Source organism: Caulobacter sp. GW821-FHT09B11 (assembly GCF_059418205.1).
Genome location: NZ_JBWKPK010000025.1, coordinates 40,596 through 53,649 on the forward strand (window position 1 = coordinate 40,596; position 13,054 = coordinate 53,649).

A 13,054-nucleotide genomic window follows, 5' to 3' on the forward strand; every position below is an offset into this window, starting at 1 on the left:
GAATGGACTTCAACGACTCCCCCAGCGAAGCCGCCTACCGCGACAAGGCCCGCGCCTGGCTGGAAGAGGCCGCCGCCGCCCACAAGAGCGAGCACGGCGAACCCAAGCCCAACACCCCCGAGCACATGGCCGCCGCCAAGGCCTGGCAGGCCCGCAAGGCCTCCGCCGGCTACGCCTGCATCACCTGGCCCGCGGCCGTCGGGGGAGGGGGCGGCACGCCGATCGAGTCCGTCATCTTCGGCCAGGAAGAGGGCAAGGCCGGCGTCGCCTACGGCTACTTCACCATCGGCCTGGGCATGTGCGTGCCCACGGTCATGGCCTTCTCCGACACCGACACCAAGAAGCGCTTCGTTTCCCCCGCCGTGAAGGGCGAGGAGATCTGGTGCCAGCTGTTCTCCGAACCGGCCGGCGGCTCCGACGTCGCGGCCCTGCGCACGCGGGCGGTCAAGGACGGCGACGAGTGGGTGATCAACGGCCAGAAGGTCTGGACCACCGGCGCCCACTACAGCGACTTCGGCATTCTCCTGACACGGACGGACCCGGATGTGCCCAAGCACAAGGGCCTCACGATGTTCTGGATCGACATGCGAGATGCGGCGGTCGAGTGCCGGCCCATCCACCAGATGTCGGGCGGGCGCGAGTTCAACGAGGTCTATTTCAGCGACCTGCGGGTCAAGGACAGCCAGCGCCTGGGCGAGGTCGGGCAGGGCTGGCAGGTGGCGCTGGTCACCCTGATGAACGAGCGCCTGGCCGTCGGCGGCTCGGCCGGCCCCAACTACCGCGAGGTGCTGGAACTGGCCCGCGCCCTGCCGGGCGAGGACGGCCCGGCCCTGGCCAACGACGCCTTCCGCGAGAAGCTGGCCGACTGGTTCGTGGCCTCCCAGGGACTGAAGTTCACCCGCTTCCGCACCATGACCGCCCTGTCGCGCGGCCAGACCCCGGGGCCGGAAAGCTCGATCGGCAAGATCATCTCGGCCAACCAGCTGCAGGACCTGGCCAACACCGCCGTCGAGATGCAGGGCGAATACGGCATCCTCACCGGCCCCGAAGCCGCCGCCGGCGCGGCCTTCCAGCAAAGCCTGATGTGGGCCCCGGGCCTGCGCATCGCCGGCGGCACCGATGAGATCCTGAAGAACATCATCGCCGAACGGGTCCTTGGCCTGCCCGGCGACGTGCGGGTCGACAAGGACGTGCCGTTCAAGGACATGCCGACGGGGCGGTGAGGGGGCGGCGTCAGACCGCCGCGGCGCGGGCGGCGGCGCCCGTGATCAGCGCCTCGACCTCGGGCGAAAACACCCGCGTCGGCCACTGCCGGACGAGCCAGTTCGCCGCGTTCAGTGTGACTTCCTTGAGGGTCTCGTCGTCGGCCGCCCCGTAGATGCTCGCTCCGCCGCCGTCGGCCTCGGCGAGGATATGCGCGGCGCAGAACAGCAGGATCGCCGCAGCGGCCTGTACCTTCGATCCCTCGCCGGCCAGCTTTTCCGGCGAAGCGGTCAGGATGCTCACCAGGTTGAAGGCCGTTGGGTCGGCGCCGGCGTCCAGAAGCGCCGCGACGTCGCGCGGCATCCGCCACGCCATAAGGTCGTCCAGCGGATCGGTAGACCGGGCGCGGCCGACCCAGAAGGGGCTTAGATCGTCAAATCGGTACGCGAGGCGATGGAAATCAAGGACGATGTCGTTGGACCAGGGACCGTGCTCCAGCGTGATCGGCAGGATGTAGCGATGGGCGGCGCCGGTAAGCCGCAAGGCTTGCTCCTCGAACCATCTCGTATCGGGAGCTTCCAGCAACGGCCTCCACAAGCCGAGCCTGGCGATGGCGCCGTTGAGCCGCCGCGCGCTGCGGAGCCATTCGCGCCGGCGTCTGGCGTCGCCACGCTTGGGACAGGTCAGGAGCAGATGCGCCAGGAGTTCTCTTGCGCCGTCCAGGAGCCCGCCCCCGTCCTGCATCCGGGCCAGGGTCCCTGTCTGCTTCGCGCCGAAGCCGGCGGACTGGGTTACGGCGCCGTCTTGCAATTGGAGGTCTTCGGAAGCGGCGCGAAAAGACCCCGCGGCCTCAATCATTGCGTAGGCCGCCGGCCCGGCTTCCCTTAGTCGCTCTGGAGGCGGTCCCTCGCCCTCCGGCGGCGGTCCGGGCGGTTCGCCGGGGGCGCCGTCCGGAGCATCGCTTCCGCCGCCGGCGCCGTAGGCGCGCCGCACGAACTCGGTCAGGTCCTCCAGCGTCTCGAAGCCCAGTTCGCCGGCCTCGACGAACACGCCCAGCTGCGCCTGGCCGCGCGCGGCGGCGAAGCCTGTGGCGCGGGTCGCGAGGGCCTCGGGCAGGAATGACGGCGGAGACAGGAAGACGGCCGGCAAGTCGAGGGCCGGATCTTCCAGGTCCGGACCGCGCCAGCTGGCGAAGGCGAGGCCCGCCCGGGCATCGAAGCCGTCCAAGCGCCAGGCCTTGGTCATGACCGCACCCGCCCGCCGCTGACGACCACCCGGGTCTTGATCCCCGCCGTTCGCAGCGCGGCTTCCGCGCGCCGCCGCCGATGTCGCCAGAGCAATTCCGCCCAGTCGGGCGTGGGGCCGCGCCGCATCCTGTCGCCGACCAGACCGTCGGCCGCCGCGTCGCCGGCGCTGACCCGCGCTTCCAGGAGGTCGGACGCCCCGAACGAGCCGACGCGGATCACCTCCATGTAGTCCTCGTCGTCGAGCACGCCTTGGGAGATGGCGCCGATGGTGATGCGACGTTCGCCGCCCCGACCCATGTCCAGCACCTTGTATGCGGCCATGTAGGGCAGGGAGCTCGCCCATCGTCCGGAGATCCGGAGCGCTTCGCGCTTGGCGGCGTTGACGCCCCACAGGCCCAGCGGAAACGCCTTGGCCTTGAGCGGCGCCGAAATCAGGTCGAACGAGTTTCGATCGAGAACGAGCGTTTGGCCGTCCACCTGATCCGGATCGAGCACGAGGCAGACGTCGCCGTAGTACCGGACGCCCGACCCGTTCAGTTCGACAGCCCCGTAATAGAGGTTCGTGTCTTCGTCGCGGACGAGATCCGCGAGGGCTTCGTCGATGAGCTTGCGGGCGTCGCTGAACAGCCCGTTCATCCCGACGGAGGGACCTCCCAGGTCGTAGCGGTTCTTGTAGGGCTTGTCGGATTGATCCGCCACGAACGCGGGTACGTGCGCGGAGGAGATATTGAAAACCACCTTCGCAGCGGCCTCGGGTTTCTCTGACCCCGAGTAAGGGCTTACGCCCCGTGTCACCTTCCCGATGGTGTCGGCGTCGGCTCGTCTCCAGGCCGCGCGGTCGAGGGTCCCGTGACGTCGGGCGATCAGCCGCGCAACGCGAAGCTTCCATTTGTTCAGCGTCAGCATCGCGTCTCGCCCGCGGCGCGGGCCTTTCGCTCTTCGGGACACGCCGCCCTCGCGGCGGCGGGCTTGGCTTCGGCGGCCTTGCTGGCCACGTGGCGATAGTTGATCCCGGCGAAGGCGACCACGGAGACCACCCCAACGGCCAGGCTCGCCATCAGGAGAAAGTCCAGCACGCGCCGTTCCATCAGAAGCCGGTCGCGCACGGCCTTGCCCCGTACGGGGTCGCTGCGCTTGTGATCGTAGTTGCGCCAGGTGATGTAGTACTTGGCCCAGACCATGTGCACCCGCACGCCCGCCAGCACCGCCAGGCCAAGCCCGCCCCAGGCCGGCCACAACAGCCACGGCGCATCGGGCGCGCGCGACAGCTGCGGCGGAAACGAGATGGTGAAGGCGAGCAGGGCCGTGGCGATGGCCAGGGCGTACTTGTAGTATTCGCGGCGGTACTCCATCGACCGGTTCACGTTGGCCTGGACCGACGCCTCGCTGGGACCGCTCGGCGGCGCCTGGGCCGGTGCGAGCGCGTCGATGATCGCGGTCAGGAGCCTGGCTAGCGTGCTCATGCGAAATCCCCCTCCAGGTACGATCTTAACGCGCATATTGCTTTGATACCAGTATTGCGGAAGTGCGCTTCGCACCTCCTCGAGGTCGAGAATCGACCCGGCCATCCCACCCCGCCAACTCGCCCCACAGGCGAAAAATGACGATCCCCTGACAGGCGAAAATCGTGTGATTACACGGAATTAGCCGGGCAACGCGCCTGTTCCACGTTCCAATTAAGGCATGGCGACCGACAGTGGTCGAACGGCGGTCTCACGAGCTTGACAGCGTCGCCGCCGACAGCTCATGAGTGACTTCGATTTATGGTTAACGGCGGGCTGGAGGGGAGCGATGCACGAGGCCAGCGACGCTGTTTCGACCCTCCTCGACCGGGGTCTCCATCTGGGGCGGGCCGCGCGGTCGTGGATCGCGACGCGGCCCCGGATGCGCCTTGGGTCGACCCGTCGGCTGCCGCTCGGCGTGGCCGCCGCGACCCTGGTCGCCCTGCCGCTGTTCGGCTGCGATTTCTCCGCCAACCAGCTCTTCGCCAAGCGCGCCGGCGCCTGCCCGCGACCGCAGGCGGCCCAGGGCGTCTCGGGCCAGTTCAACCAGCAGCAGATCGAGATCCGCAACCTGCGCCAGGGCGGCTTCCGCGGCGACTTCTTCGCCCAGCTGGAGCTGGCCCGCCGCTACGAAGGCCAGCGGGCGGTCGACAAGAACCTCGACGATCCGGTCGAGGCGGCCACCTGGTACGCCATGGCCCTGGCCAATCCGGCCGGCTACGCGCCCATCGCCGCCTACGAGCCGCGCGGCAAGCAGGGCAAGTCGCTGTCTCGCTTCGACGACTGCCGCGCCTATGAGCGCCACGCCGCCTACGGCGCCCTCGACCGCCAGCTGTCGCGCATGTCGACCGAGGAGCGCGAGCAGGTCCGCAACCGGGTGATCTATATCCTGTCGACGCAGGGGGCCGACGGCTTCCGCGCCCTGGCCCGCATGCACGACGGCTATTTCGGCCCCTATGGCGAGCCGTCCGACAACCTCCAGGCCGTCGAGGCCTATGGCGACCGCAAGCATGTCGGCGCCCCGGCGGCGCTGGACCTCTTCCGCCGCAACGACGTCGACGCCTATCTCTACAACTACCTGGCGGTGCAGACCGGCGACGTCTCGGCCTATGTCATGCTCAAGGACTTCGAGCGCTCCTCGCCGCAGCGGGCCTCCTACGGCGGCTTCGTCGAGGGCAAGGCCAAGCGCTGGATCCCGCCCTACGAGTTCTATCCGGCCGACTCCCCCGACTCCGGCGTGCCCCACTCCGACGAGAGCGATCCGTCGGGCGAGGCCCGCGAGGCGGCGCTGGCGCGCCTGCACGAGCTGCCCTTCGTCCATATCGGCGAGGCCCTGGCCTATCTGCGGATCATCCCCGCGCCGCTGCTCGACGAGCGACTGCTGGCGTCGGGCGACGCCCAGACCTTCCAGGCCTCGATCGGCCGCCCGACCACCGGCCGCCTGACGCCGATCGAGAAGGTGAGGGCGGTGCAGTACGCGGCCGTCAACGGCTCGTCCAAGGCCCAACTCGTGCTGGCGGTGATGTACTCCGAGGGCGTCGGCGTGCCGCGCGACTACGCCCGCGCCTACCACTGGTACGAGGAGGCCGAGCGCCAGGGCTCGCCCGAGGCCAAGTACGCCATGTCGACCTTCTTCTCGCTGGGCCTGCAGGGCGTGGCCGACCAGGACCGCGCCAAGGCGGTGGTCTACCAGCTGGACGGCGCCCTGGCCGGCTTCAAGCCGTCGGTCTGGCGCCTGCAACAGCTGCTGGCCCAGGTCTCGCGCCCGCCCCGCGCCCCGGGCGAGCGGCCTCGGCCGTACGAGGCCAGGCCCTATGCCGGCCCGTCGAACGCGCCCGGCCCGTCGAACGCTGAAAGGGACTATCGATGAGACGCCTTCGCCTGTTCGCGGCGGGACTCGTCGCTCTCAGCCTGGCCGCCGTCGGCGCGCCGCAAGCCGCCCTGGCCTCGCCGGACGCCAAGGTCGACCAGCAGATCCGCCCGTGCTTCGGCCTGCTGATCCAGCCGGCCCTGTCGCACGGCTGCAAGGGCTACGTCCCCAAGCGCAAGCCGCCGCGCCGGCCCTACAATCCGCCGCGCCCCTACGAGCGCTATCGCACCAGCGTCGATTGCGACGTCGCCTATCCGGGCGAGGTCAGCGACGTGCTCTCGCGGCTCTACGAGGGCGACACCCTCACCCTGATCTCGCGCAACGGCGGGGCCTGCGTCGAGACGCTGAACGTCACCCGCGCGGTGCACATCGTCGCCCGCGACTACAGCCCCTCGCGCGCCCGGCCGATCCTGATGGCCCCGGCCGACCAGCCCTGCATCCGCATCGCCGCGGGCGTGGCCTATGTGGTGCTCGAGAACCTTGGCCTGGAATCGACGCGCGGCGGCACGGCCTCGTGCATCGTCGGCCGCGCCACCGAACTGGCCCTCAAGGGCGTGGTCGTGCGCTACGACGGCGAGGGCTCGGCCATCGACGTCGCCGACAGCCGGGTCGAGCTCTACCAGACCGCCTTCGTCGGCCGCACCCGCGCCCCGGTGGTCAAGCTGTCGGGCGGCCTTCAGGCCCAGGACGTCGACGTCGCCGCCACCGCCATCGGCATGGCCGTCGAGACCGGCCGCGACAGCCGCCTGCGCGATGTCCGCGTGGTGCGCCTGGGCGACTGGACCGGCTCGTCGCGCGTGCGCAGCTCGGCCGGCTTCGTGCTGACCGGCGTCAATCGCGATCAACTGGTGCAGATCGACGGCCTGTCGACCGACGGCTTCTCGCGCGGCATCTACATCAGCGGCGGCGAGACGACGCTGCAGCGTCCCGTGGTCCGCGACAGCGACTGGGCGGTGGTGCTGGAAGGCGCAGACCTGCGCGTGCTGGACGGCCAGCTGGAAGCCGCCGACGTCGGCATCTACGCCGCCTCGGGCGTGGTCTACGCCTCCGACAACGCCATCGCCGGCGTCATGCGCGCGGGGCTGTTCGCCGACAGCGGGGCTCAGATCCGCGCCCGCGACAACCGCGTCTTCGCCCGCCCCGGCGGCTGCGAGGCCCTGGTCACCGGCTATTTCGACGGCGCCCTGACCTGCCGTCCGTGGTTCGAGGCGCCGGAGCTGTTCCGCACGCCGCGCGACCGCGCCCGCCAGGACTACGACAGCTATTGGCCGACCAGCGCCGTCGCCACCCTGGCCGGTCCCGCGCCCGCCGCCCTGGCCGGCGGTCCTTCCAGTTCGCTGGCCGATCCCTACGACGCCTCGGCCGCCGCCGGCGGCCCGGTCGCCGCCCCTCAAGGAGCTCCGCGATGATCCGCACGCTCGCCATCGGCGCCCTGGCCCTGGCCCTGTCCATGGCCTGCGCCGGCCTCGCCCAGGCCCAGCCGGGACCGGGTCCCGTCGCCGCCAAGCGTCCCGCCGGCCGTGGCGGTCCCTGCGGCGCGCCCCTGACCGGTCAGGCGCCCGACGTCATGACCTATGACCGCGCCACGGGCACCCAGGTGTTCGTCAGCGGCCAGGGCGGGACCGAGGTCTCCGCCTACAACCAGCGCACCGGCTCCTCGGCCGGGCTGCGCGGCGACCTGTCCAAGCCGGGCGTGACGGAGTCCTGCGCCTCCGACGCCCTGACTGGCGACGGCTATGCGGTCACCTCGCGCGGCCCTGGCGACATCGCCGTGGTCGGCCGCGACGGCCAGACCGGCGAACGCTGGGCGATCAAGCGCACCGACGGCTCGACCGAATACTGGGATCCGCGCGGCGAGCACCGCTGCTTCCGCGCCGGCCTCGGCCTCTTCCCCGGAACCCGCGGATGCTGAAGCGTCTCGCGCTGCTGGGCTTGGCCGCCGCGCTCCTGACCGCCTGCGCCACCCCGCACGGCCACAGCCCGCCCCCGCCGCCCCGCCCCTCCGAAGTGACGCCGCCGCCCCCGCCGATCGACGTGATCCGCCCGAAGGTGTGAGGCGGAGGGGCTGCTGCGCCCCAAAGTTCCCGTCATTCCCGCCCTTGTGGCGGGAACCCCTCTTTCAGCCGCAAGGGCGTTAGGGGCGGGGTGCTGTGCACGCCGCTTGCATCTCACGTGAAAGCGGAGCCAGGGGTTCCCGCCACAAGGGCGGGAATGACGGGCGTTGGGGTTAAGGCCCCACCGTCTCCCTCAACGCCGGAGCCTTCCGCCGCAGCGTCGCCTGCTCGTAGGCGTAGCCCAGGCTCAGCAGCCGCGCCTCGCTCCAGGCCGGGCCGATGAACGACAGGCCCACGGGCAGGCCCTCGACCTGGCCCATGGGCACGGTCAGGTGCGGATAGCCGGCGACGGCGGGCAGGGTGGTGGCCGAGCCGCCGTAGTGGTCGCCGTTGACCGGGTCGATGGTCCAGGCCGGGCCGGTGGTCGGAGCGATGATCGCGACCGCGCCGGTCTCCTTCAGGATCCTGTCGATGCCTTCGGGACCGGCCAGCCGCTTGGCGTCGGCCCTGGCCTTCAGGTAGTCGGGGTCGTCGAGGCCCTTGGCGCCTTGCGCCTTCTCGAAGGTCTCCTGGCCGAACCAGCGGGTCTCGGCCGGCGTCGCGGCGTTGAAGGCGATCAGGTCGGCCAGGGTGCGCGCCGGAACCTTCTTCGGGTCGGTCGAGGCCAGGTAGGCGGCGATGTCGGCCTTGAACTCGGTGTAGAGCACCACCCCCTCGGCCCGGCCGATCGGGTCTTCGTCGAAGACCGTCACCTCGACCAGGGTCGCGCCCTGGGCCTTCAGGTCCTTCAGCGCCTGCTCGAACACCGCGTCGGTCTGGGGCGAGCCGCCGGCGTAAAACCGCGCCACCGCCAGGGTGACGCCCTTCAGCGCGTCCTTCGACAGCGTGGCGGCGTAGTCGCTCCTGCGGGCGTCGGTCTCGATCGTGGCCGGGTCGGCGGGATCGGAGCCGGCGAGGGCGCTCAGCAGCAGGGCCGCGTCGCGCACCGTCAGGGTTATCGGGCCGGCGGTGTCCTGGCTGTGGCTGATCGGCACGACATGGGTGCGTGAAATCAGGCCAACGGTGGGCTTGAGGCCGACAAGGCCGTTCATCGCCGCCGGGCAGGTGATCGAGCCGTCGGTCTCGGTGCCGATCGCGGCCGGCGCCAGCCCCGCCGCCACGGCCGCCGCCGAGCCGCTGGACGAGCCGCAGGGGCTGCGGTCCAGGGCGTAGGGATTGCGCGTGAAACCGCCGACCGCGCTCCAGCCGCTGGTCGAGCGCGACGAGCGGATATTGGCCCATTCCGACAGGTTGGCCTTGCCCAGCACCACCATGCCCGCCGCCCGCAGCCGGGCGACCAGGGGCGCGTCGCGGCCGGTGACGTTGTCCTTCAGCGCCAGCGAGCCGGCCGTGGTGGCCATCGGATCGAGGGTCTCGATATTGTCCTTGATCAGCACCGACAGGCCATGGAGCGGGCCGCGCGTCTTGCCCGCCTTACGCTCGGCGTCGAGGGCGCGGGCTATCTCCAGGGCGTCGGGATTGAACGCCAGGACGGCGTTGACCTCCGAACCGATGGCGTGCTGCACCGACAGCCAGCCTTTCACGGAGTCCTCGGCGGAGAATTCGCCGGCGGTCTGTCGGGCCTGTTCCTCGACCAGATCCGACTGCGGACCGATGAAGCCGACCGCATACATGTCGTCCTGGGCGGCTTCGGACCGGGTGGCGGGCAATTCGGCCGGCGCGCCTGTCTTGACCTGCGCGGCGGCGTGGGCCGGAACGGCCAGCAGCAGGACGGCCCCGCCGAGCAGCAACAGACGCTTCACGCTCCACCCTCCATGCGAAAACGGCCCCGGCGAGAACCGGGGCCGCTCATCTAGATCACTCGCCCCCGATCACTCGCCCTTGAGCTTGCGGTCGAAAAAGTCGAGATGCGTCTTCATGACGTGCAGGCCCTTGGCTCGGCTGCGGATCACGCTGTGGCGCTCACCGGGATAGAGCATGGTCTCGAAGGCGATGCCCTTCTTCTGCAAGGCCGCCAGCACGCGGGTGCTGTTCTCGAAGATCACGTTGTCGTCGGCCATGCCGTGGATCAGCATCAGGCTGCCGGGCTTCAGCTTGTCGATGCGGTTCAGCACGTCCGACTGGGCGTAGCCGGCCTTGTTCTCGTCCGGCTTGCCCATGAACTGCTCGGTGTAGTGGGTGTCGTAGAGGCCCCACTCCGTCGGCGGGGCGCCCGCGACGCCGGCCGTGAAGGGCGTGCCCTCGGCGGTCAGCATCATCAGGGTCATGAAGCCGCCGTACGACCAGCCCATCACGCCCAGGCGCTCGGGATCGACATAGGGCAGGGTCTTCAGGAAAGCCGCGCCGGCGAACTGGTCCTCGACCTCGACCGTGCCCATCCGGCGGTCCAGCGCCGTCTTGAACGCCGCCGAGCGGTTGGCCGAGCCGCGGTTATCGAGCTTGAACACCACGTAGCCGGCGTTGGCGAAGGCCTCGTCGTTGACGCTCCAGCTCCTGGTCACGCGCTGGGCGTGCGGGCCGCCATAGACCGAGACGATCACCGGGTACTTCTTGGCCGCGTCGAAGTCGGCCGGCTTCAGCAGCGAATAGTGCAGCACCTGGCCGTCGCTGGCCTTCAGCGTGCCGAACTCCGGCACGATGTGGCTTTCGGCATAGGGCGCGTAGGGGTGGCCGGCGCCCAGCTTGTTCTCCTCAATCCAGCGCACGCGCTTGCCGGCCGGGTCGTAGAGCGCGGTCTGCGGCGGGGTCTTGGGATCGGAGTAGGAGCCGACGAAGGCGCCGGTGGCGGCGACCTTGGCCGTCCACCAGCCGCCGGCCGGGGTCATGGCGACCGGGGCGGCGGGCTTGATGTACGACACCGAATAGAGCCGGCGCTCGATCGGGGTGTCGATCGAGGCCCCGAAGAACACCAGGCCGCGCTTCTCGTCGACCGCCTCGACCTTATCGACCGGCCAGTCGCCCTTGGTCACCTGCGCCAGCAGTTTGCCGTCGGCGGCGTAGTGATAGAGGTGGTTGTTCCCAGACTTCTCCGACGACCACAGGAAGCTGCCGTCCTTCAGGGGGCGGAAGTCGTCGTGCAGCTCGATCCAGTGCGGATCGGTCTCGGTGAGGATGGTCTTGCCGGTTCCCTTGGCCGGGTCGTAGGCGATCAGCTCCAGCGTCTTCTGGTCGCGGCTCTGGCGCTGGACGTAGAGGGTCTTGCCGTCCTTGGCCCAGGCGACGCGCGCCAGGTAGATGTCCTTGTCGGCGCCGAGGTCGATCTGCACGACCTTGCCCGAGGCCAGGTCCTTGACGAACAGCTCGACCACCGCGTTCGGGCGGCCCGAGCGCGGATAGCGCTGCTCGACCACGGTCGCGCCCGTCGGGCCGATGTCGGCGCGCGGCACGATGTCGACGCTGCTCTCGTCGACGCGGGTGTAGGCGATGCGGGTCTCGTCGGGCGACCACCAGTAGCCGGTGTCGCGGTTCATCTCCTCCTGGGCGATGAACTCGGCCACGCCGAACGAGACGGCGTCCTTGCCCTCGCTCGTCACCGCCGCCTCGTCGCCGCCGGCCAGCGGGCGCACATAGAGGTTCTGGTCGCGGACGTAGGAGACGAACTTGCCCTTGGGCGAGACCTTGGCGTCCACCTCGTCGCCGGCCGTCTGCGTCAGCCGGCGCACCTTGCCGTCGGCGACGCTGTCCACATAGAGGTCGCCGTCCAGCGGCACGAGCACGAAGCGGCCCTCGCTGTCCCAGCTGTATTCGACGACGCCGCGGGCCAGCACCCGGGCGCGCTCGCGGCGGGCCTTCTCGGCCTCCGACAGTTCCTTGTCGCCCGACGACAGGGCGTTGGCGTCGATCAGGCGGTAGGGCTCGCCGCCGGCCACGTCGACCGCCCACAGGTCCTGGACGTTGGCGGCCTCGGTCTTGGCCTTCAGATAGGTCACCCGCTTGCCGTCCGGCGACAGGGCCACGCCCTTGGCGGTCGGGCCGTTGATGTCGGGATCGGCGAACAGGCGCTCGGGGGTGAGTTTTTCGGCCATCACGGGATGCGCCAGGGCGAGACAGGCCGACAGGGCCAGGAGCGAGGGACGGATCATGGCGCGGACGCTAGTGCCGAGCGGCGCCGTTGGCAAACCGCTTGACTCTGTTTCACGTGTCAGAAATAACTGACATATGAAATACGGACTTGCAGCATGATCTCGGGCGACGAGCTGGCGGCGATCCTGTCGGCGCTCGACAACCCCCATCGGCTCCGCATCCTCGCGGCGCTGAAGGTCGGCGGGCGCAACTATGTCAGCCGCCTGGCGCGCGAGATCGGCATCAGCCGGCCGCTGCTGCACCTGCACCTGAACAAGCTCGAGGACGCGGGCCTGGTCAGGAGCCAGCTGGAGCTGTCGGCCGACGGCAAGGCCCTGAACTATTTCGAGGTCGTCGACTTCCGCCTCGAACTCACGCCCGAGACCGTCGCGGCCGCCGCCGCGACGCTGTCCGAGAAACCGGAAAGGTAAGGGGGCTTGCATGCAAGCGAACATCTATCTGCTGACGATCTGCCTGCCGCTGGCGACCGTGCTGATCATCTTCGGCATGCGCTACTGGTCCCGTGTGGCTCAGGCCCAAGCAAAAGAGAAGGCCGCTCACCAAGGCGCCGCCGCCCAGCAGGCGGTGCTCGACGGACTGGACGAGATCAAGGGCCGCCTGGTCGCCATCGAGAAGATCCTCAAGGACGTCGAGTGATGGTCGCCCTCGCACCCTCGATCCGGACCCAGGGGACGGACCTGCCGGCCTGGCGGCTCAATGCCCTGCGCTGCGCCTATCTGCTGCTGATCGTCGGGCTTGGCATCCAGGTCTGGCCGGGGATCATATTGCGCCACGCCGGCTGGGAGCTGATGGAGGGCGTCGTCCAGTGCATGCTGGGGGCGCTGTCGCTGCTGGCGATCCTGGGCCTGCGCCACCCCTTGCGCATGCTGCCGCTGCTGATGTTCGAGATGGCCTGGAAGGCGATCTGGCTGGCCGTCGTCGCCGCCCCGCAGTGGGCGAGCGGCCGGATGGACGAAGACACGACCGCCACCGCCTTCGCCTGCCTGCTGGTGGTGGTCTTCCCGGTCGTCATCCCCTGGCGACACCTGGCCGCGAGCTTCTTCGCGGGCCCCGGCGACCGCTGGCGCTGAGCCCCGGCCGACGAAGCGAGCGGCG

The 13,054-nt window shown here is 70.0% G+C and carries 13 protein-coding genes; 8 read left to right on the forward strand and 5 right to left on the reverse strand.

Annotated features, from left to right (window positions below):
* Positions 1-2 precede the first annotated feature (2 nt).
* Complete coding sequence (locus AC07N1_RS18210) at positions 3-1,223, forward strand: acyl-CoA dehydrogenase family protein (RefSeq protein ID WP_494673063.1); 1,221 nt, start codon at positions 3-5, stop codon at positions 1,221-1,223.
* Between the two features lie 10 nt (positions 1,224-1,233).
* On the opposite strand, the gene AC07N1_RS18215 is transcribed toward AC07N1_RS18210, so the two are convergent.
* From AC07N1_RS18215 to AC07N1_RS18225, 3 genes are read right to left on the reverse strand one after another with little or no spacing between them, the layout of a single operon-like run.
* Complete coding sequence (locus AC07N1_RS18215) at positions 1,234-2,448, reverse strand: hypothetical protein (RefSeq protein ID WP_494673064.1); 1,215 nt, start codon at positions 2,446-2,448, stop codon at positions 1,234-1,236.
* On the reverse strand, positions 2,445-3,356 hold the full coding sequence (locus AC07N1_RS18220; protein ID WP_494673065.1) for a hypothetical protein: 912 nt from the start codon (positions 3,354-3,356) through the stop codon (positions 2,445-2,447). The genes AC07N1_RS18215 and AC07N1_RS18220 overlap by 4 nt, the downstream gene beginning before the upstream one ends.
* Positions 3,350-3,913, reverse strand: coding sequence for a hypothetical protein (locus tag AC07N1_RS18225; RefSeq protein ID WP_494673066.1), 564 nt, complete (start codon positions 3,911-3,913; stop codon positions 3,350-3,352). Before AC07N1_RS18225 ends, AC07N1_RS18220 begins: the two co-directional genes overlap by 7 nt.
* A 328-nt stretch (positions 3,914-4,241) precedes the next feature.
* Here AC07N1_RS18225 and AC07N1_RS18230 point away from each other — a divergent pair, with 328 nt between their 5' ends.
* Genes AC07N1_RS18230 through AC07N1_RS18245 form a run of 4 tightly spaced genes read left to right on the forward strand, consistent with a single transcriptional unit; the run spans position 4,242 to position 7,877 of the window.
* Positions 4,242-5,822 carry a tetratricopeptide repeat protein gene (locus AC07N1_RS18230; protein WP_494673067.1) on the forward strand — a complete coding sequence of 527 codons (1,581 nt, stop codon included), beginning with the start codon at positions 4,242-4,244 and terminating at the stop codon, positions 5,820-5,822.
* Positions 5,819-7,231 carry a hypothetical protein gene (locus tag AC07N1_RS18235; RefSeq protein ID WP_494673068.1) on the forward strand — a complete coding sequence of 471 codons (1,413 nt, stop codon included), beginning with the start codon at positions 5,819-5,821 and terminating at the stop codon, positions 7,229-7,231. The genes AC07N1_RS18230 and AC07N1_RS18235 overlap by 4 nt, the downstream gene beginning before the upstream one ends.
* Entirely contained in the window at positions 7,228-7,734 is a 507-nt protein-coding gene (locus tag AC07N1_RS18240) for a hypothetical protein (RefSeq protein WP_494673069.1), read from the forward strand. Before AC07N1_RS18235 ends, AC07N1_RS18240 begins: the two co-directional genes overlap by 4 nt.
* On the forward strand, positions 7,728-7,877 hold the full coding sequence (locus tag AC07N1_RS18245) for a hypothetical protein (protein WP_494673070.1): 150 nt from the start codon (positions 7,728-7,730) through the stop codon (positions 7,875-7,877). The genes AC07N1_RS18240 and AC07N1_RS18245 overlap by 7 nt, the downstream gene beginning before the upstream one ends.
* A gap of 172 nt (positions 7,878-8,049) precedes the next feature.
* On the opposite strand, the gene AC07N1_RS18250 is transcribed toward AC07N1_RS18245, so the two are convergent.
* Together AC07N1_RS18250 and AC07N1_RS18255 are read right to left on the reverse strand one after the other, a co-directional pair.
* A complete protein-coding gene (locus AC07N1_RS18250) occupies positions 8,050-9,549 on the reverse strand; it encodes an amidase (RefSeq protein ID WP_494673099.1) in 1,500 nt (499 codons plus the stop codon).
* A 198-nt stretch (positions 9,550-9,747) separates the two neighbouring features.
* Positions 9,748-11,958 carry a S9 family peptidase gene (locus AC07N1_RS18255; protein WP_494673071.1) on the reverse strand — a complete coding sequence of 737 codons (2,211 nt, stop codon included), beginning with the start codon at positions 11,956-11,958 and terminating at the stop codon, positions 9,748-9,750.
* Between the two features lie 96 nt (positions 11,959-12,054).
* Here AC07N1_RS18255 and AC07N1_RS18260 point away from each other — a divergent pair, with 96 nt between their 5' ends.
* Genes AC07N1_RS18260 through AC07N1_RS18270 form a run of 3 tightly spaced genes read left to right on the forward strand, consistent with a single transcriptional unit; the run spans position 12,055 to position 13,029 of the window.
* Entirely contained in the window at positions 12,055-12,369 is a 315-nt protein-coding gene (locus AC07N1_RS18260; protein WP_110118178.1) for an ArsR/SmtB family transcription factor, read from the forward strand.
* 10 nt (positions 12,370-12,379) lie between these two features.
* Positions 12,380-12,595: a hypothetical protein gene (locus AC07N1_RS18265; protein ID WP_494673072.1), complete on the forward strand. Its 216-nt coding sequence runs from the start codon at positions 12,380-12,382 to the stop codon at positions 12,593-12,595.
* Positions 12,595-13,029 carry a hypothetical protein gene (locus AC07N1_RS18270; RefSeq protein ID WP_494673073.1) on the forward strand — a complete coding sequence of 145 codons (435 nt, stop codon included), beginning with the start codon at positions 12,595-12,597 and terminating at the stop codon, positions 13,027-13,029. Before AC07N1_RS18265 ends, AC07N1_RS18270 begins: the two co-directional genes overlap by 1 nt.
* Positions 13,030-13,054: the final 25 nt, after the last annotated feature.

Excerpts from the sequence above, each read along its gene's own strand:
- AC07N1_RS18210 (WP_494673063.1), top strand. The coding sequence starts at position 3 with ATGGACTTCAACGACTCCCCCAGCGAAGCCGCCTACCGCGACAAGGCC.
- AC07N1_RS18215 (WP_494673064.1), bottom strand. The coding sequence starts at position 2,448 with ATGACCAAGGCCTGGCGCTTGGACGGCTTCGATGCCCGGGCGGGCCTC.
- AC07N1_RS18220 (WP_494673065.1), bottom strand. The coding sequence starts at position 3,356 with ATGCTGACGCTGAACAAATGGAAGCTTCGCGTTGCGCGGCTGATCGCC.
- AC07N1_RS18225 (WP_494673066.1), bottom strand. The coding sequence starts at position 3,913 with ATGAGCACGCTAGCCAGGCTCCTGACCGCGATCATCGACGCGCTCGCA.
- AC07N1_RS18230 (WP_494673067.1), top strand. The coding sequence starts at position 4,242 with ATGCACGAGGCCAGCGACGCTGTTTCGACCCTCCTCGACCGGGGTCTC.
- AC07N1_RS18235 (WP_494673068.1), top strand. The coding sequence starts at position 5,819 with ATGAGACGCCTTCGCCTGTTCGCGGCGGGACTCGTCGCTCTCAGCCTG.
- AC07N1_RS18240 (WP_494673069.1), top strand. The coding sequence starts at position 7,228 with ATGATCCGCACGCTCGCCATCGGCGCCCTGGCCCTGGCCCTGTCCATG.
- AC07N1_RS18245 (WP_494673070.1), top strand. The coding sequence starts at position 7,728 with ATGCTGAAGCGTCTCGCGCTGCTGGGCTTGGCCGCCGCGCTCCTGACC.
- AC07N1_RS18250 (WP_494673099.1), bottom strand. The coding sequence starts at position 9,549 with ATGTATGCGGTCGGCTTCATCGGTCCGCAGTCGGATCTGGTCGAGGAA.
- AC07N1_RS18255 (WP_494673071.1), bottom strand. The coding sequence starts at position 11,958 with ATGATCCGTCCCTCGCTCCTGGCCCTGTCGGCCTGTCTCGCCCTGGCG.
- AC07N1_RS18260 (WP_110118178.1), top strand. The coding sequence starts at position 12,055 with ATGATCTCGGGCGACGAGCTGGCGGCGATCCTGTCGGCGCTCGACAAC.
- AC07N1_RS18265 (WP_494673072.1), top strand. The coding sequence starts at position 12,380 with ATGCAAGCGAACATCTATCTGCTGACGATCTGCCTGCCGCTGGCGACC.
- AC07N1_RS18270 (WP_494673073.1), top strand. The coding sequence starts at position 12,595 with ATGGTCGCCCTCGCACCCTCGATCCGGACCCAGGGGACGGACCTGCCG.